The organism is Spirosoma pulveris, from assembly GCF_054781875.1.
The window spans coordinates 598,952-616,682 of the sequence record NZ_BAAGTO010000001.1 but is presented as its reverse complement, the minus strand read 5'-3'; the positions used below and the strand labels follow the sequence as shown (position 1 = coordinate 616,682).

Here is a 17,731-nt window from a genome sequence, read left to right as displayed (position 1 = left end):
AGATGTATGATATAGGATGTAGGATGTATTATGTATGATACAGGAGGACAGGTGAGATGACAGGGAATACATCCTATATCCTACATCATAAAACTATCCTCTTAAAATGGAAACGGGATCGACCTGAGAGGCCTTTCGGGAAGGGAAGTACCCGGCCAGAACGGTCGTGACAACGCCAAAGAGCAGTCCCATGATGTAATATTTCGGCTCAAAAATGACCGGGAATGTTTTGATACTGATAAAACCACCGGCATCGAAGGGGGTGATTGACAGTAAATAACTGAGCCCAAAACCGATGCCTAATCCCAACAGCCCCCCGGTGAAACCAATAAAAATTGCCTGTAAAAGAAAAATAGCAATTATATCACGTCCTTCAAAACCCGTAGCTTTCAGTATGGCAATGTCTTTGATTTTGTTGATAACGGTCATGTTCATGATGTTGTAAATACCGAATCCCGCCACCACCAGCAGCGTGATCGACACCACATAGGTCAGCATATTCCGGATTTTTTCGCCCGCCAGAATGGCCGTGTTCGCCGTGGCCCAGTCTTCTGTGTAATACCCATACATGGCCCGTAACTGTTTTCCAAAGGGGATTGCCTGCAAAGGATCGAACATTTTAATGTGTATGTCGGTAATGTAGCTCGGGTCTCGTTGCAGTATTTCCTGCACAGTAGAGAGGTTAGCGTAGCTCTTGGTGTTGTCGACAGTGCCAATGCCGAACCCAAATGTACCCACTACCCGCAGAATTCGGATACCTCCCTTTGGCGTTGTTACCGTTACTTTATCGCCAACCCGAACGTTGAGTTTCTCGGCCAGAACAGACCCCATGATCAGGCCGTCCGGATTGGTCTTTAAGGTATTCAGGCTACCGGATTTAAGTCGGCTCGTTAATTTATATAATCGGTTTTCGCGGTCGATATCCACGCCCGAAATGGTTCCCGAAATCTGGATGGGTCCGTTATTATAGAATGCCTGGGTAGCCACCTGGGGCGAAACACCCAACACGCCCGGTGCCCGTTCGATACGCCCGGCAATGGTCATTCCATTTTTAATGCGGGACTGCTCATCTTTGGGCTTTTGGTGGTAGATGACGTTAAACTTACCCGGATTCAGTTGCTCAATCAGGCCCGGTCGCTGGGTGTTCACTTCGTCATACATCCGGATATGCGGGCTGGCATCCAGCGCCGAATCTTCCAGGAACTGGTTGACGCCCTGCATGAATGAGATCATCGTAATGAACATCGCAATGCCGAAGGTAACGCCCAGCATGGCAACCAAAGTCTGACGTTTCTTGGCCAGCAGGTGCGTCTGAGCAATTTGAGATGCGATTCGTATATCCATTTTTAAAATGATAGCCTGAATGAAAAATAGAATGAGCGAATTAGTGGGGTTTATCTTCACTCAGTCTATCGTTCACTCAATCAAAATAAGTTTAGAAGCCTCGGTCAAGCCACCCTTCACCTGTACCAGATCGAAATTCTCGGCACCTTTTCGAAACTTCACTTTCTGCTTCTTTCCATCCTGTTCCACCCACACACTATCGGTACCGATCACGTACGTTTTCGGAATGGTCAGCACGTGTTTGTTCTGGCTGATAATGATGTTGGCTTCAACGGTCAGGCCATAATACGAGGCAGGCCGCTCGCCGGTAAATTCGGCATCTACCCGGAATGATTGATCGGTGCGGTTGAGCTTCGGGTAAATCTTGCTCACGCGGGCTTTGAACACTTTATCGGGATACACATCCGCTTTGAGGATAACTTCCTGCCCCGGCAGTATCCGGCCGAAATCGCTTTCATCAACGGCCAGTTGTGCAAACAATTGATTGCCACTGCCCACCAGTGCCAGTTGATCACCCACGCGTACAACCTCGCCGGGGTCTTTATACACCTCATACACCTTGCCGTTCACAAAGCTTCGTATGCGTGTGTTGCGGCCGGCCACTTCGGTCGTGACCAGTTGGCTTCGGTTGTTTTCGACATCGAGCTGAATCTGATTCCGGTTGCGTTGCAGGGTGTTGAGTTGCGCACGAAGATTATTACGGGAGATTGTGTAGTTCAGCTCGGCCCGTTCCAGTTCGGCTCGTGAGGTAGCATTTTGGCCGTACAGCTCCTTAAAGCGGTTGAAATTGATGGAATCATTGACAACGCGGGTCCGGGCGTTGCGGACCTGTACTTCCAATTCAGCCAGAATGGGAGAGTTGGCGCTTAAATTGGCCCGCGCCTGTCGGTACGCGTTGGCCGCAGCTTGCTGACGGGCATCTTCCGAAGCGCTCTCCAGCACGAACAACAGTTGATTCTGCCGGATGGAGTCGCCTTCGCTGATCAGCCGTTGTTGCAGCATACCGGTCGCATCGGCTGTAACCGTGTATTCGTTGCGGGGGTACACATTGCCGGAAGCATAAACGGCTTCGGTCAGTTCCCGGTAAGTGGGTGTCGTGCTTTCTGTGCTTGACTTGCAGGCTGCTCCCAGGATCGTAATGAGAAGAAGTATGGAGATGTTTGTTTTCATGGTGTCACGTTACCTAAAAGCCGGGCTGCCGTTGCCGTTCTCGAAAACCGAAGCGTCGGCCCGGCTTTTAGGTATGTTTATAAGGTCACTGCCCGTTTCGGATCTGTAATATTGTCTGATTGATAAAGGTGTTGGATAAATTCGACAGAAACCGGTTTTGGGCGGTCAGCGCTTCGTTGAACACGTTCAGGTACTGGTCGTAGGCAAACAGGCCCGACCGGTATTTAATCAGCGCAATTTGTACGTTCTGGCTGCTGAGTTCGTAATTCTGCCGGTTTAACTCCAGCGACCGAACGGCCTGATTATACGTATTTCGTACATCTTCCGTATCGACCTGTTGTCTGTTGCGCTCGTAGGTAAGCTGCATCTCGGCTAATTTCAGTTGCAGGCGGGCGCGAGTCAGGTTGCTGGTGCGCAGGCCCCCGGTATAAAATTGCCAGTTCAACTGAAGGCCCGCTACGCCAATCTGAAACCAGGGCTGACTGGTACTCAGGAAATTAATGGCGCTGCGCTGGGCCTGTTGGGTGTACCGGCCATAGGCTGACAGTGTAGGCCAGCGCTGCAGTCGTTCGCGGTCGAGCTGCAGCCGTGCCAGTTCAACCCGCGCCTGCTGTAGGTTCACTTGCGGCCGTTCGACTTGCGGTGTCGCCGATAAGGGAACGGCCGAGGCCGCCGGACGAGCGGATAATTCTTCGGTAAGCACGAGGCTATCAGCCAGCGTCAGACCCAGCAGCAGTTTGAGCTGATTGCGGTTACGGACAAATGCCAGTTCGTTCTGGTACAACACATCGGCCGTAGTTAGTTGTACAGAGCGAATGCGGTTGTACTCCAGCGGTTCGATCAGGCCTTTTTCCAGCCGGTCGCGGGCAATTTGCGTGAGTGTATCGGCCGCTGAGAGGTTTCGCTGCGTGATGGCGATGGCTGAGCGGGTGAGCAGGGCCGCGTGGTACACTCGCGCCGTTTGGGTCGAAATGTCATCCTGCAACACCAGATTCTGGTTCTCAACAATTTGTAGGTTTTGGGAAGTGATGCCCACATCGGCCCGTGCCGGTCTGTTAACAACGGGGAGGTTTACTTCCGCACCGGCTGCCAGCACATAGGGTAGTCCAAATTGAAGGGTGCGAAATTCGCCCGCTTTACCCCCTAAAAATTCGGCGGGAACCAACTGCACCGGAAGGGCGTAGTTGTAGTCGAAGTTGGTGAATAGCCGTGCCTGTGGCAAGAGAGCCGCCCGACTTGCAGACCGCTGCTGAGCCTGTATAAAGCTATTCTGACGGGCATTTGTAAGGTCTGGATTGTTACGCCGAGCCAACGCAAGGGCTTCCTGCACAGATGACAGTACCGTTTGCGCAGAAGCGGTAAAAGAGCAAAGGAACAGGCCAATAAGGACAAACCGATTCATGTTTTTTTCGGATGGATGACCAAAGGAATAACCTTTCAAAATAAGATACCCGCTTGTTTACGCGAAACGGAAAAAATCAATTATTAAGCTGATTTTTTCACGTGTTAATGGAATACCAACCGTAAACCCTGTAAGGTTTTCCAACGGACAACGAACGTTTCTGTCAGTAGAAAAGGGGTCGAAGCGTTTTTTAGATTCAACACTATTTCTTTAATCGGGATGACCACAAGACGCTCATTTCTTAAACATACCGGAGGGAGCCTGGCACTGGCCAGTGTCAGTCCGGCCCTGTCGTTGGCCAATACGCCCGAAACACGCGGCTCTTCTGGCGATGACCTATTTAAGCTGGGTATGGCAGGCTTTACATTCGTCAATTTTAAGCTTGACCCGGCCCTTGAGATGATGAAAAAAACGGATGTACACTACTTGTGTATCAAAGATTTTCATCTTCCCTACGCCAGTACCGCCGAAGAGATTGCTGCCTTCCACGAAAAGTTGAAGCAGTCTGGCGTGACAGGTTATGCCGTGGGGCCAATCTACATGAAAACGAAGCAGGAGATCGACAACGGCTTCGACTATGCCAAGCGGGTGGGTGTCAACCTGATGGTGGGTATTCCCAACCCGGAAGACCTGCCATACATCGACAAAAAAGTAAAGGAGTATAACATCCGCTACGCCATCCATAACCACGGCCCCGACATTCCACTGTTCCCAAGTGCCACATCGGTTTATACCGCTGTAAAGGATCTTGACCCTCGTATCGGGCTTTGTTTCGACATGGGCCACGATAAGCGTTTTGGCGATGACCCGGTTGCCGACCTGGAAAAGTACGCCAAACGGATATTCGACATTCACCTGAAAAACGTTACAGCAGCCTCCAAAGAAGGAAAAACCTGCGAACTGGGACGGGGTGTAATTGATGTACCGGCGTTTGTCACTATGCTTCGTAAAATAAAGTACGATGGCTGTTGCAGTCTTGAATATGAAAAAGACATGAAAGACCCGCTGGCCGGCATTGCCGAATCCGTTGGGTACTTTAAAGGGGTATGTGATACGTCAAAACCGGGAAAACGAAAGGCGTAAACCGTTCACCGACCGCGTTTATTCTGTCAGGATGATCATGGACTAATTCAGTCTGACCATTCATTTAGTAGAAACCTGTTCTAATGGAAAATTCACGAAGAGAGTTTATAAAAAAAGCAGCCTTAGGTACTGCCGGGGTAACCTTTGGGGGGCTCGCCAATGGAATGACGGCCAAAAGCTACAATAAAATAATTGGGGCCAACGAACGGCTGAACGTTGCCATTGCCGGGCTGGGTCGGCGGTTGAGCGCGTATTATGAGCCGATCTCCAAAAAAGAAAGCAACGTCGAACTGGTGTATTTGTGCGACGTAATGAAAAAGCAGCGGGAAGCCGCCGTTCAGAAGTTTTCCAAGCACATCACCTATACGCCTAAGCTGGAGAACGACATCCGGAAGGTTATTTCCGACAAGAATGTCGATGTACTAATCAACGCGACCCCCGACCACTGGCATGCACCGGGTACCTGGCTGGCCGTGCAGGGGGGCAAGCACGTGTATGTGGAAAAGCCGTGCAGTCACAATCCCCGCGAAGGCGAAATTCTGATGGAAATTCAGAAGAAGTACGGTAAAGTTATTCAGATGGGTAATCAGCAGCGGTCGGCACCCGAGTCGATTGATATTGTGACCCAGATTCATAACGGAGTGATCGGCAAAGCGTTTAAAGCGGTTGCCTTTTACGCCAATTCGCGCGGGGAGGTGCCCATTCCGAAGAAGGCCCCCGTACCGGATGGACTGGATTGGGACTTATTTCAGGGACCGGCTCCCCGTACGGCCTACACCCACGATACCTGGGATTATAACTGGCACTGGTACGGCTGGCAGTACGGCACCGCTGAAGCAGGCAATAATGCCACCCACGAACTGGATATGGCCCGGTGGGCGCTACAGGTCGAGTATCCGGAATTTGTAACGGTAGAAGCGGCCAAACGATATTTTGCTGGTGATGGTTGGGCGGTTTACGATACAATGGATGCCACGTTCCGTTTCCCCGGCGATAAAATCATCAAGTGGGATGGTAACAGCCGGAACGGCTATAAAACGTTTGGCTCTGATCGGGGGACGGTTATTTATGGCACCAACGGCAGCGTATATGTCGACCGGGATGGCTACACACTCTTCAGCCGGGATGGTAAACCCATCAAGGAAAGCAAGTCGAAAGGGTCGGAGTCGGGTACGGCTTTGGGCGGTGGTGGCGACATGACAACGCTCCACATGATGAATTTCTTTGAGGCCATCCGTGGTAAAGCCAAACAGAACTCAACCATCGACGATGGCGCCAAAAGCACCTTGCTTTGTCATTTGGCCAATATTTCGTACCGGACAAATAAATCATTTGCGGTCGATCCAAAGAACGGCCACATCAAAGATGCCGAAGCTATGAAATTCTGGAGTCGGCAGTACGAGAAAGGATGGGAACCGCAGGTGTAGAATGGTTAAGTTAGTGGAGTGGGTTTAATCAGAAAAGTGAGTGGCGTTGGTGAAGTAAGCCGTTAAACTAATAGCTTACCTCACCAACGCCATTCACTTTTCTATCCAGTCGTTTCATGACGGGGGTGGACAACATGCCATGTATGAATACCGAGATCAGAATTGTCCAGCCGGTTAAGGACCAAATACGGGCAGGATCGGCAAAAGAAGCATGTTCCAGCGCATAGGCTATGTAAAACAGCGAGCCAATCCCCCGAATACCGAAGCCTGCTATTATCCAGCGTTTCAGGCCACGTGCCCCAGTTCCAGCCAGGGTTATCCAGCCTGTTAATGGCCGGATGATAAGTACCAGTAGTAACCCCAGCAGGGCATCCTGCCAGGTGAGTGCTGCCAAAAGCCCCTTTGCTATAGCCCCTCCGAATAAGAGCAGCAGTAACGCAATCAATAGCCGTTCCATCTGATCCGAAAACGCATGCATGTACGTATGGTATTCGTGTGTACGTTCGCGGCTCCGGACCGTAATAGCTGCAACAAATACCGCCAGAAAGCCGTACCCGTGGGCCAGTTCCGTGAGCCCGTAGCTAACCAGGGTAACCGCCAGGGCCACAAACCCATAGGCGGTGGTTTTTATACTGATCCGCTGCGGAAGACCAAAAATCAGATAGGAGAGGAGTTGGCCCGATAACCACCCGCCAAGTATGCCAACACCTACCCGAAAGGCCAGATCGTGCAGGGCCCAATGGGTGAAATCGGCGGTAGAGGCTGAAACTGTTTGGGCCAGCATAATCGCCATGTACACAAATGGAAAGGCCAGGCCGTCGTTGAGGCCAGCTTCAACCGTCAGCGCGAACCGGACAGAATCTTCCTGTCCTTCATTGGGATCGCCTACCTGCACGTCCCCTGCCAGAACGGGATCAGTAGGCGCCAGGCTGGCGGCTAGCAGCAAGGCCGACGCCATCGGCCAGCCAGCCCAACCCCAGGCCACAACCGAAAAAGCGGCAATGGTAACGACCATAGTAAGCCATACCAGCCGGATGGGAAGCCGCCAGCCGCGTAAGCTGAACCGACGGTCTATCTTCAGGCCCGTTCCCGTCAAGGCTATGATAACACACAACTCGGTTAGATGGGTGGTGAGTTTTGGGTTTGCCAGAGGAGAGGGGTCTGGCAAGGACACCGGTAGCTGGTACAATAGCCACCCACCAATAACGAATAGAATAGGGTACGAAAGCGGATACTCTTTAAGTAAGGACGGCAGCCAGGCAACGGCTAAAATGGCAACGGCTACAATAACTAAAACTAAATTATAAGACTCCATAGGAAAGTAATGTCATGGTAGGCAGATGGGTACAACCTGCCCCTTTTAGAGATAAGTTATACCCATGAGAATTGGAGTCAATATGTTGGTTAATAAGGAGTTGGCTCCAGGACTGTGCGTTATTGCAATACTGGTCAGTCGATGAATTGCCGACGTAGCTTATCTCCGGCATCCCTAAGTCCGGCTGCCCACGACGGGCCATGGCCTTCCGCAAAAAGATCATTTCCGGGGATGCCCAGCCGCCAGCGGACAAGTTTATTGTCGGTTGGGTTGCGGCCTTCTTCCCGCAGGTAGATATCTGCTGCAACGATGTCGCTTCGAAAACGCATGATTCGTCGGAGTTCGGCCTCAACTTGTTCTACTAATTCAGTCGTTTCATTAAAACCAACCGTTTGTAAATCTATTTTGATACTATCTACTGAGTACTGCATAGGATTATGTTACTGTTTGGGTTTGCCTTCAGTTTACAGATAGCTCCCGGTTTATATTAAAACCGATAAAGCGCTGTAATGTTAATGGAGTTACGACTGTCTGGAAAACTGGCTTTATCCAGTACATACACTTCTCCTCCATGACGAAGCGTAAGCAGCGCTACTTTTTCAATCAACGATTCATCGCCGTCCAGTTGCTCATCGTGGATCGTTGTCGCCAGTGTAACTTCGTCAAACTGGCCCCACAATTCAGTATCTTCTTCTAGAAAAAGTACCTCGATACGGCCGGTTACGGCCGCTTCCAGCAATTGGCGGAGATCACTCGAAACCAAATCGCTGCCAAGGCTATTCTGATACTGGTTGATGCGTTGCTGTTGCGTCTCGTTGAACTTCTTGCTGAGCCGTTCATTAGCCATTTCATGCATATCTTCGGGCTTTACGTGGTCGAAATTGCCCGTTATACCGCCCTCGTGAAGATATGGGTAAGTATTTACCTGTTGGTAAATGGGTTGGTAGTACGCAACGGAGGCCAGCAGCAGGGGAGCATTTTGTGTGCCCATCAGTTTAATGATGCCCTCGTTCACCAGCCGAAAGTAATCAGCCAGTAGGTGATCCTTTGCTTTTTGATCCTCGTTGGAATCGTCGCTGGTGTACACCGCAGCCATGCCGCCCCGACCTTTGGTACGTCCCTGTAACTCTTCTTCAAAGTCATAGTACTGGGTAATGGCATCGAGTCCGGAAGGCATTACCTCCGCTATGTCAATCAGCGTAATCGAAAAGGGGTCTGCCTGGTAAAGAGATACGCCATTTTTGCCGATCTGTAGTATATAATAGATAGTAAAGGCCTGAACAAAGGGCAGTAAAGGTTGCAAGTGGAAACGCGAATCAAGCCGCGAGCTATCCGTAAAGGGAATTGGGCTGTGGAAAATGGAGAAATGATCTGGGTTTCTGAAAACAGCCAGCCCTTTGCGCTGATGTCGCCAGAATTGCGGGTTGTCCAGCAGGGCTTCCATCGGTTCCACAAGATCATCGATGTCATTACTGCGTACCATACGGGCTTCAAGAGCCAAACGGACTGTCTGGACATGGTTTTTAAAGGCAATCTGGTCTTGCCTTTCGTTTACCTGCTTCCCCCGGCGATGGGTCGGTATGAAAATGGAAATAGACTGATCGTGGGCCTTTTCTGCCAGATCGAGCAGGGTTTCTTTACCTGAATTTACAAGAATCATAACCTTGAGCTGTTTATGATCAAACCACCTGATAAATTGTAGTCTGACTAAATACTGTCTTAAGGAAACGGACGGTTAACAGCAAAAGATTTACAACTGGCAGATTCTAAGGTTTTTCTAAGGCAGGCCGGGAGGAACTTCGCCTTTCTTTAATGGGTAAGGGCGTAAATAAGCAAGTACGTGGCTGCGCCAGCCACATAGCCCATCAGTGCGAGCCCGGAAACGCGACGTAGATACCAGCCGAACTCGATTCGTTCCATACCCATAACCGCTACCCCTGCCGCCGAGCCAATGACCAGCAGGCTACCGCCTGTTCCCGCACAATAAGCCAGAAATTCCCATAATTTGTCATCGGGAGGGTGGGTACCCAGATCATACATGCCCATGGCTGCAGCAACAATCGGTACGTTATCAACAATAGCCGAAGCGATGCCGATAATTAGAACAATACTATCCAGATTGCTGATCGCTTCACTCAAGCTAAGGGCTAAATTTTTCAGGATGCCAGTCGATTCCAGCGCACCTACAGCCAGTAAAATACCAAAGAAGAACAGGATGCTTGGGACATCGACTTTGCTCAGGGCATAGGCCGCCGTGTAGCGTTTTCGATCCTCTTCGTCCTTGTCTGCGTGAATGATTTCGGAGACTCCCCAGACAATTCCCAGCGAAAGCATCATAGCCATATAGGGCGGTAAATGAGTAAGTGATTTTATAACAGGTACCAGAACAATGGCCAATAGTCCAGTGCCGAACATAATGCCCCGATCGCGTCGCTGAACGGGCGTAACATAAGGTCGGCTAATGCCAAGGCTATTCGATCCAATTGCTTCGGAAGGGTTTTTGATCGAGAATGTCAGCCAAAGCAGCGGAACGAGCAAACAAACCAGACTGGGCAGAACAAGCTGGCTGATGATATTGGCCGTTGTCACCTGTCCGCCGATCCAGAGCATTGTCGTTGTTACATCGCCAATGGGCGACCAGGCCCCACCCGCATTAGCCGAAATGATGATCATACCCGCCATTAACCGACGCTGTTCGGCATCCCGAACCAGGTTCCGGGTAACGGAAACCATCACAATCGCAGAGGCCAGGTTATCGAGCAGGGCAGATAGCATAAACGTCAGCCCGCTTATAAGCCACAAAAGTGTTCTTGGATTTCGGGTCGCAATACGGTCGGTGATAATGGTAAAGCCACCATGAATGTCGATGAGCTCAACAATGGTCATGGCACCCAGCAGAAAGAAAAGAATTTGAGCAATTTCGGCAAGGTGATGGGCTAACTGCTCCAGAACAGGTTCGGTATCCTGTACGGAAAGGATGTATAGTATCCAGCAAACAACGCCGGTAATGAGGGCAGTCGCCGTCTTATTGAAGTGAATAGGATGCTCAAGCGTGATAAGAATATAACCAATAACAAAAACCAGGATGAGTATGAACATGAATATAGTAATCTTACTTTCAGTGAGTTGAGCAAGCAACAGGGAGTGCTTTGAGAAGCTTGCAACCAGCAAAAGAAGAACAAATGCCGCTTATGTGTAAAGAAAATAGCTTAGAAAAAGCTTAGAATTGATCAGCTGGATAAACACCTTTGCTGAATGGCCGGTTGGTTTGTGAAAAGACTGGTACATGATGATCATTTAACTTGCCCACAGCTGAAAATACTCCAGTCAAGATTGTTGATTGACATACTTGCTATTCTGATCGTCGTTGACCATGCGTACTATTTTGATAATTGAAGATGACCGGCGCATTGCTCAGAACATCAGCCGTAGCCTGCGCTTGCTGGGTTACAACACTGAGGTGGCTTACGACGGGTATAGTGGTCGGGCGTTTGGGCTGACCGGCCACTATGAGCTGATTATCCTGGACATCAATCTGCCGGACGTAAATGGATATGAAATCTGCCGTACTGTTCGTGCTGAACACCCAACACTGCCCATCATCATGCTGACGGCCATGGGCGAGATTGAGGATAAGCTTGAAGGTCTGGAATGTGGAGCCGACGATTATATTGTAAAACCATTCGATCTGCGGGAACTAAGCGCCCGGGTAGCCACCTGCTTTCGACGGTCCGATTTACTGGTCAGTTCAACGAGTGAGGAAAGTCTGCAAATAGCTGACCTGACCTTGAATGTTACGTCAAAGATTGTCCGGCGGCAGAACACGCTCATTGAGTTGACCCCCAAGGAGTTTTCCTTGCTGGAATACCTTATGCGGCACCAAGGAAAGGTAGTTTCCAAGATAGATTTGGCCGAAAAAGTCTGGAATTTTAACTTCGATCCGGGTACTAACGTGGTAGAGGTATATATCAACTACCTCCGCAAAAAGATAGATAAAGAGTTTGACGTAAAACTTATACAGACACGTCCCGGATTAGGATACACCCTTAAAGCTGACTAATCGTCCATGACGATCCGAAACCGTATATCACTGCAATTTTCATTCATTGTAGCTTCCATTCTGCTTTTGTTTTCGGTTGTCGTTTACGCCACGTCGGCGCATTACCGGAAGGAGGAATTTTATGAACGGCTGAAACGAAAAGCCCGGACAACTATGCGGTTTCTGGTAGAAGTGAAAGAAATTGATCATAACCTACTCAAAATCATCGACCGAAATTCACTGTCTGCGCTTATAGATGAGAAAATATTGATATTTAATTCTCAGGACAAACTCATATATGCCAGCATCGACGATAAGATTATTCATTACCGGCCGAGCTTGCTTAATCGGGTGCGTCAGGATCGACAGCTTGAACTAACCGACGGAGAGAACGAAGTTGTTGGCCTGCTGTATCAGGAGAATGGACAGTCGCTGGTAGTGCTGGCATCGGCCTATGACCAATTTGGGAAAGCCAAACTCAGCAACCTGCAACATACGCTAATCTGGAGCTTATTGGGGGGGATCGGTTTAACGCTGGCACTCGGCTTCTTTTTTGCCGGTCAGTCGCTGCAACCTATATCCCGGATCAATCAACAGGTGCAGACCATTACCGCCAACAACCTGCAGCAGCGATTGAATGAAGGAAAACGGCAGGACGAGATCGATCAGTTGGCGATTAACTTCAATCACGTGCTGGTCCGCCTGGAACAGGCCTTCGACCAGCAGCGGAGTTTCGTTTCTCATGCCTCCCATGAATTGAGAACACCATTAACGGCCTTGAAGTCAGAAATTCAGCTCGGTCTTCTCCAACGCCTAAGTCCTGAGGAGTACGAAGCCATTCTGCAAAATTTGCTGGCTGATACCGATCGGCTTATTGCCTTATCCAACAGCCTGCTATCCCTGGCCCGAACGCTGGAGAATCTGTCTCGTGTACAGCTGACGACAGTCCGGCTCGATGAGATAATCTTTTCGGCTCAGGACGAGTTGCTCGCCACCCAATCCACATTCCGGATTCTGGTTGATTATGACATGATGCCCGAAACAGAGCTGCAAGTTCAGGGAAATGAAGATTTGCTTCGGCGTGTCGTACTGAATCTACTGGATAATGCTTGTAAATACTCTTCAAATCACGAAGCGCTGGTTTACATCGGGGCCGATAAGGGTTCATGCTGGTTTACGGTGCAGGATGTTGGTATTGGTATGAACGAAGCGGACATAACCCGAATTTTCGAACCATTTTTTCGTGCCAGTAATGCGCTGAAATACGATGGGTTTGGCATTGGACTTTCGATTTGTCAGCGCATAATTGCGCTTCATCAGGGAAGCATAACTGTGGTTAGTCAACTAGCCAACGGCAGTACGTTTACCGTGAAACTTCCACGGGCCTTTAACAATGCTGCCTGAGTTCAACAGGACAACTACCCGTTATCAATTCACATCAAGGGGTAAAAAAATCTTTTCGCCTAAGACACACCTTTAAAAATTAAAAAACAAAGGACTGCCTATGGTAGATCGAGGGCGGATTTCTAATGTTTTTCTAATCGTTTCAGCGCTATTCGTCTTCCATAAACAATGACATTTGTTACGTCAGTGCGTAGCATTGTTCAATGGGTTTTTACGCAACGAAGCAGTAAGTTTCATTGTGTCTTTTAGTTGGAAAAGCGCCTTTTCTGGTGTGAGAGTAAATAGCCAGCTGCCTTTGTCAGCTGGCTATTTTGTTGCCGGTTGGTTGGAAAGTCCTCAAAAAGAAAGAAGCCGACTCCCTAAAGGCTTCGGCTTCTTCACTCGAACTAACTAATTATATTATAGATCGGCAATCGCTTTGTTGATCTCATCCTTGGTCTTGCCGGTTTTCTGCTGGATTTTACCCCACATTTCGTCTTCCTGGCCATCTTGGTAGGTTAGATCGTCGTCGGTTAGGTCGCCATAGGCTTGTTTGATTTTACCTTTCAATTCGTTCCAGCCTCCTTTTAGGGTTGTCTCGTTCATGATCGTAGTGTTTATAACGTTGAATGATATTACGTAATCACCGTGATTACAATAATAGAACTAAGTGGTGACGAAATTGTTTTCAGCGATGTGTTTCGCCAGTTTTTCTGAATCCAGGTTGAGGTGATAAAGAACCCCGGTTATGGGGATTGAAAAGCCCAAAAAGTGCAGCCCTTTCAAATCCGGTTCATTGAACCATAGCTTTTTAGGGTATCCGCGTTCATTCAGGACTTTCTCTGATACGGTATCCCCAAGCACAGCCGATAGCCCTGGTCGGTAACCAGTGGCCAGAATGATGGCGTCGAAAGGAAATTCTCGGCCGTCGGTAAAGGTTACGGATTTCCGGTTGATCCGCTCAATTCCCGGCAAAACCGTAATATTACCCGCTTTTATTTGATCGAGCGTACCCACATCAATGACGGCAATCTTACCCCGTCGGGTATCGTAGGAAGGCGGATGGCTTGGTTTGCCTAAGCCATAGGCCGACACATCGCCCACGCTCAGTCGCTGGGACAAACCCGCCATGAAGTCGTAAAACCAGTTCGGAAATTTGCTTAGAAAAATAGCCGTGGGCTGGGCCGGCTTCCCAAACGTATCCCGCCTGACGATATTGACCGGGCCCCGAACGGATATAAATGGCTTTGCCCCGTGTTCTAGTAAATCCAGCGCCAATTCGGCTCCGGTATTTCCCATCCCCACGATCAGGACATTCTCAGCCCGAAAAGGTGACCCGTTCCGATAGTCAACACTATGCCACACAATCCCCCGGAAGTCCCTCAAACCGGGTAATTCCGGTAGATTAGGAATCCGATTGTAGCCCGTAGCCACCACAACGCGTTCGGAGGTGAACCGGTCGCTTTCGGTCTGGACTTCCCATTTTTTATTCGTTTTGTTTTGCCGGATGCCGATTACCTTCTGGTTGAAAACCGGCTTGATACCAAAATGCTCGGCATAGCGTTCGAGGTAGTCTACGAACTCAAGCCGGGGTACGTACGTGGGATAGTCGGTGGGGAAAGGGAAGTGGGGTAAAGCTGAGTACTCTTTAACGGTATGAAGGTGTAGCCGATCGTAATGATTACGCCAGGCTACACCAATGTGTTCACTGGCTTCCAGCACCGTAAAGGGTAAGTTCCGGTGCGCCAGTTGACCGGCTATTGCCAATCCTGCCGGGCCCGCGCCAATGATGAGGGTATGCATACCGACAAACGTTTTACGAACGAGTGCTTATTTGATTCTTGTCCAGGTTTGCGTCTTGCCCAGGAGAGAAATACCCACATAGCCACGAACATCAAGTGTATTGGGGTCTTTGAGGGTCATCTTACAATTATATTCCTTGCCATCTTCCGGGTTGTAGATCTTTCCATCGCTCCAGACATTACCGCCATCGTACTTGAAGTTATACAGCAGAAGCATGTTCATCAGCGGCCGTGCACGTTTGGAAACATCGGCGTTTTTTTCGTCGGTTCTGGGCTTGCCCGTTGCGGGGTCTACCGGTTGACCTAGCCAGACCAGCTTGCCAAAATAGGTACCACCTTGTTTGTAAATTTGTATATGCCCCTTTTTGGTGCCATTAAGCCAGGTGCCAACTACCCCTTCGGAGTCGTCAACGGGTGTGAAACCAGTGAGAGCGAACAGGAACACGAACAGGGGGAGTAAAAAACGTATTGATTTCATGGATGTTAATGAATTGATAGAAAACGACGAATTTGTTGTACTAACGCAAATATTGCATAAAATTGTCTGAACCTGGATTGTTGGGATTCAATTGATTGGGCTGTTTCCCGCCCCAAAAGATAGGCTTATATGACAATTTGATGCCTGCTGGATACTCGATAGCGTAGGGACATTCTTCTGTCGATTGAAATGTTTCGGTTGATTTTTATGTATTCTAATTCATTAATATCGAATAAGGCGCACGAGCGACCTACCGAGTTAATCAACTGAGTAAATCTTTACACTACCATAAATTCAGACGGGATTGCCCGCCAAAAGATATGTTCAAACGTGACCCTCAACGCAGCTACCCAACCGAAACCGAATCGCGCGTTATCATCCGCTTTCAGGACTGCGACCCCCTGCAACATCTGAACAACGCGAAGTATTTCGATTATTACTTTAATGCCCGTGAAGATCAGGTTGCCAAGTTATATGATTTCAATCCCGGCCAGCTATTTCAGGAGTTGAAAACCAGTTGGGTGGTTTATCAGCATCAGATTGCCTATGTTCGGCCGGCGCGGGTGAGTGAGTGGGTGCGTATTTTGTCCAGGTTGATTTATGTCAACGAAGACACGACGGTTACGGAGTACATTATGACCGACGATGGCAAGACCCATCTCAAAAATGTACTATGGGTTACCTCAAAATATGTTAGTGTGGCTACCGGAAAACGCATTCCGCACGATGCAGCGGTGAAAGAGTTACTGGAAACGATCCTGGTACCAAATCTGGACTTTTTGAGTATGAACTTCAACGAACGCATTCATGAAATCAAACAGCAAGTGGTGAAAGCACATGCTGTGTAATAAAGAATGTAAAATGGATAATGAAGAATGAATAACCTCTTAGTGTGGATATCAAACAAATATTCATTCTTCATTATCCATTTTACAGTATCTTTCACCCAATGAAACTTCTCAATAACCTCACCGTTCGCGTACTGATTGCCATTACGCTGGGTATCCTGACCGGGTATTTCTTTCCTGAAACAGCCGCCAAGCTCAAACCCCTCGGCGACCTCTTTATCAATCTGATCAAGATGGTCATTGCCCCCATAATATTCCTGACCATTGTGCTGGGGATCAGTAATATGGGCGATCTGAAAAAGGTAGGGCGGGTAGGCGGTAAAGCGCTCCTTTATTTTGAGGTCGTTACGACCGGAGCACTGGCTATTGGGTTAGTGCTGGCCAACCTTATTCGGCCGGGCGATGGCGTTCAAACAGCGGCCGTGAAAGGGGGCGACATCAGCAAATACACAGAGCAGGGGGCCGGTATGGACTGGACCGAATTTTTCATTCATATCGTTCCCAGTAATGCCATCAAGGCGTTTGCCGAAGGAGAGATATTGCAGGTACTGGTTTTCTCAGTTCTTTTCGGCGTTGGTCTTACCCGCATGGGCGAAACCGGCAAACCACTTATTTTGACATTTGAGCGCCTGTCAAAAGTATTTTTCAATATCCTGGCGGTGGTAATGGTACTGGCTCCGCTGGGCGCTTTTGGCGGAATGGCGTTTACCATTGGTAAATACGGCCTGAGTACGCTACTACCCCTGGCCAAACTTATGGGAACGGTTTATGCCACCATGATTCTGTTCATCTTTGTCGTGCTGAACCTGATCCTTCGTTATTATAAAATCAGCCTGTGGGCAGTCCTGAAATTTATAAAAGAAGAATTGCTGATCGTGCTGGGTACCTCATCGTCGGAGTCGGCGCTGCCACAGATCATGGACAAGCTGGAAAGTCTGGGCTGTTCGCGCTCGGTCGTGGGGCTGGTCGTTCCAGCGGGCTATTCGTTCAATCTGGATGGCACGACGATTTATTTGGTCATGGCCACTATCTTTCTGGCGCAGGTATTTGGTGTCGACCTGACAATCGGGCAGGAGTTAACGATAATTGGTATCCTGATGGTCACGTCAAAAGGGGCGGCTGGGGTAACAGGCAGTGGTTTCATCGTTTTGGCCAGTACACTCACGGCTATCAAAGTAATACCCGTCGAAGGCTTAGCCTTGTTGCTGGGTGTAGATCGATTTATGTCGGAAGCGCGATCGATTACCAATATCATCGGCAACACAGTCGCCACAATCTTCATCGCCAATAACGAAGGTGAATTCGACCGGTCGCGATATGAGCGCGTATTGAAACGGGAAAATGAAGCTCCCTTGGAGGAGTACAAGTATTAGTTGATTCGTGACGTGAGTTAAATGGTTGAATAGGTATTACCTACTCCACTCACAGCACGAATCAACC

Annotated in this window: 16 protein-coding genes; 6 read left to right on the top strand and 10 right to left on the bottom strand. The window is 49.1% G+C overall.

The window, feature by feature from the left end:
• Positions 1 to 93: 93 nt before the first annotated feature.
• From ACYVJM_RS02510 to ACYVJM_RS02500, 3 genes are all read right to left on the bottom strand, one after another.
• Positions 94 to 1,344: an ABC transporter permease gene (locus ACYVJM_RS02510; protein WP_461146624.1), complete on the bottom strand. Its 1,251-nt coding sequence runs from the start codon at positions 1,342 to 1,344 to the stop codon at positions 94 to 96.
• A gap of 72 nt (positions 1,345 to 1,416) precedes the next feature.
• Positions 1,417 to 2,514 (bottom strand): efflux RND transporter periplasmic adaptor subunit, encoded by a 1,098-nt coding sequence (locus tag ACYVJM_RS02505; protein WP_461146623.1) that lies wholly within the window; start codon positions 2,512 to 2,514, stop codon positions 1,417 to 1,419.
• Between the two features lie 85 nt (positions 2,515 to 2,599).
• Positions 2,600 to 3,916 (bottom strand): TolC family protein, encoded by a 1,317-nt coding sequence (locus tag ACYVJM_RS02500; RefSeq protein ID WP_461146622.1) that lies wholly within the window; start codon positions 3,914 to 3,916, stop codon positions 2,600 to 2,602.
• Between the two features lie 219 nt (positions 3,917 to 4,135).
• Between ACYVJM_RS02500 and ACYVJM_RS02495 the strand changes: the two genes are divergently transcribed.
• Positions 4,136 to 4,999, top strand: coding sequence for a sugar phosphate isomerase/epimerase family protein (locus ACYVJM_RS02495; RefSeq protein ID WP_461146621.1), 864 nt, complete (start codon positions 4,136 to 4,138; stop codon positions 4,997 to 4,999).
• Positions 5,000 to 5,082: 83 nt separating this feature from the next.
• A complete protein-coding gene (locus ACYVJM_RS02490; protein ID WP_461146620.1) occupies positions 5,083 to 6,426 on the top strand; it encodes a Gfo/Idh/MocA family protein in 1,344 nt (447 codons plus the stop codon).
• Between the two features lie 67 nt (positions 6,427 to 6,493).
• Here the strand turns inward: ACYVJM_RS02490 and ACYVJM_RS02485 are convergent, their stop codons facing one another.
• The 4 genes from ACYVJM_RS02485 to nhaD all read right to left on the bottom strand — a co-directional run bounded on the left by ACYVJM_RS02485 (position 6,494) and on the right by nhaD (position 10,840).
• A complete protein-coding gene (locus ACYVJM_RS02485; RefSeq protein WP_461146619.1) occupies positions 6,494 to 7,741 on the bottom strand; it encodes a cation:proton antiporter in 1,248 nt (415 codons plus the stop codon).
• 134 nt (positions 7,742 to 7,875) lie between these two features.
• A complete protein-coding gene (locus tag ACYVJM_RS02480) occupies positions 7,876 to 8,172 on the bottom strand; it encodes an HPF/RaiA family ribosome-associated protein (protein ID WP_461146618.1) in 297 nt (98 codons plus the stop codon).
• 56 nt (positions 8,173 to 8,228) lie between these two features.
• Positions 8,229 to 9,401 carry a baeRF7 domain-containing protein gene (locus ACYVJM_RS02475; protein WP_461146617.1) on the bottom strand — a complete coding sequence of 391 codons (1,173 nt, stop codon included), beginning with the start codon at positions 9,399 to 9,401 and terminating at the stop codon, positions 8,229 to 8,231.
• Positions 9,402 to 9,550: 149 nt separating this feature from the next.
• On the bottom strand, positions 9,551 to 10,840 hold the full coding sequence (nhaD, locus tag ACYVJM_RS02470) for a sodium:proton antiporter NhaD (protein ID WP_461146616.1): 1,290 nt from the start codon (positions 10,838 to 10,840) through the stop codon (positions 9,551 to 9,553).
• Between the two features lie 274 nt (positions 10,841 to 11,114).
• Here nhaD and ACYVJM_RS02465 point away from each other — a divergent pair, with 274 nt between their 5' ends.
• On the top strand, positions 11,115 to 11,801 hold the full coding sequence (locus tag ACYVJM_RS02465; protein WP_461146615.1) for a response regulator transcription factor: 687 nt from the start codon (positions 11,115 to 11,117) through the stop codon (positions 11,799 to 11,801).
• Between the two features lie 6 nt (positions 11,802 to 11,807).
• A complete protein-coding gene (locus tag ACYVJM_RS02460) occupies positions 11,808 to 13,184 on the top strand; it encodes a sensor histidine kinase (RefSeq protein WP_461146614.1) in 1,377 nt (458 codons plus the stop codon).
• Between the two features lie 399 nt (positions 13,185 to 13,583).
• Here the strand turns inward: ACYVJM_RS02460 and ACYVJM_RS02455 are convergent, their stop codons facing one another.
• The 3 genes from ACYVJM_RS02455 to ACYVJM_RS02445 are packed head-to-tail and all read right to left on the bottom strand — an operon-like array spanning position 13,584 to position 15,443.
• A complete protein-coding gene (locus ACYVJM_RS02455; protein WP_012926446.1) occupies positions 13,584 to 13,769 on the bottom strand; it encodes a CsbD family protein in 186 nt (61 codons plus the stop codon).
• Positions 13,770 to 13,829: 60 nt separating this feature from the next.
• Positions 13,830 to 14,966, bottom strand: a complete 1,137-nt coding sequence (locus tag ACYVJM_RS02450; RefSeq protein WP_461146613.1) for a flavin-containing monooxygenase — start codon at positions 14,964 to 14,966, stop codon at positions 13,830 to 13,832.
• Positions 14,967 to 14,993: 27 nt separating this feature from the next.
• Positions 14,994 to 15,443, bottom strand: a complete 450-nt coding sequence (locus ACYVJM_RS02445) for a DUF2147 domain-containing protein (protein WP_461146612.1) — start codon at positions 15,441 to 15,443, stop codon at positions 14,994 to 14,996.
• Between the two features lie 320 nt (positions 15,444 to 15,763).
• On the opposite strand from ACYVJM_RS02445, the gene ACYVJM_RS02440 reads away from it, so the two are divergent.
• Both ACYVJM_RS02440 and ACYVJM_RS02435 read left to right on the top strand, forming a co-directional pair.
• Positions 15,764 to 16,291, top strand: coding sequence for an acyl-CoA thioesterase (locus ACYVJM_RS02440; protein ID WP_461146611.1), 528 nt, complete (start codon positions 15,764 to 15,766; stop codon positions 16,289 to 16,291).
• Positions 16,292 to 16,392: 101 nt separating this feature from the next.
• On the top strand, positions 16,393 to 17,664 hold the full coding sequence (locus ACYVJM_RS02435) for a dicarboxylate/amino acid:cation symporter (RefSeq protein ID WP_461146610.1): 1,272 nt from the start codon (positions 16,393 to 16,395) through the stop codon (positions 17,662 to 17,664).
• The last annotated feature ends 67 nt before the right edge of the window (positions 17,665 to 17,731 follow it).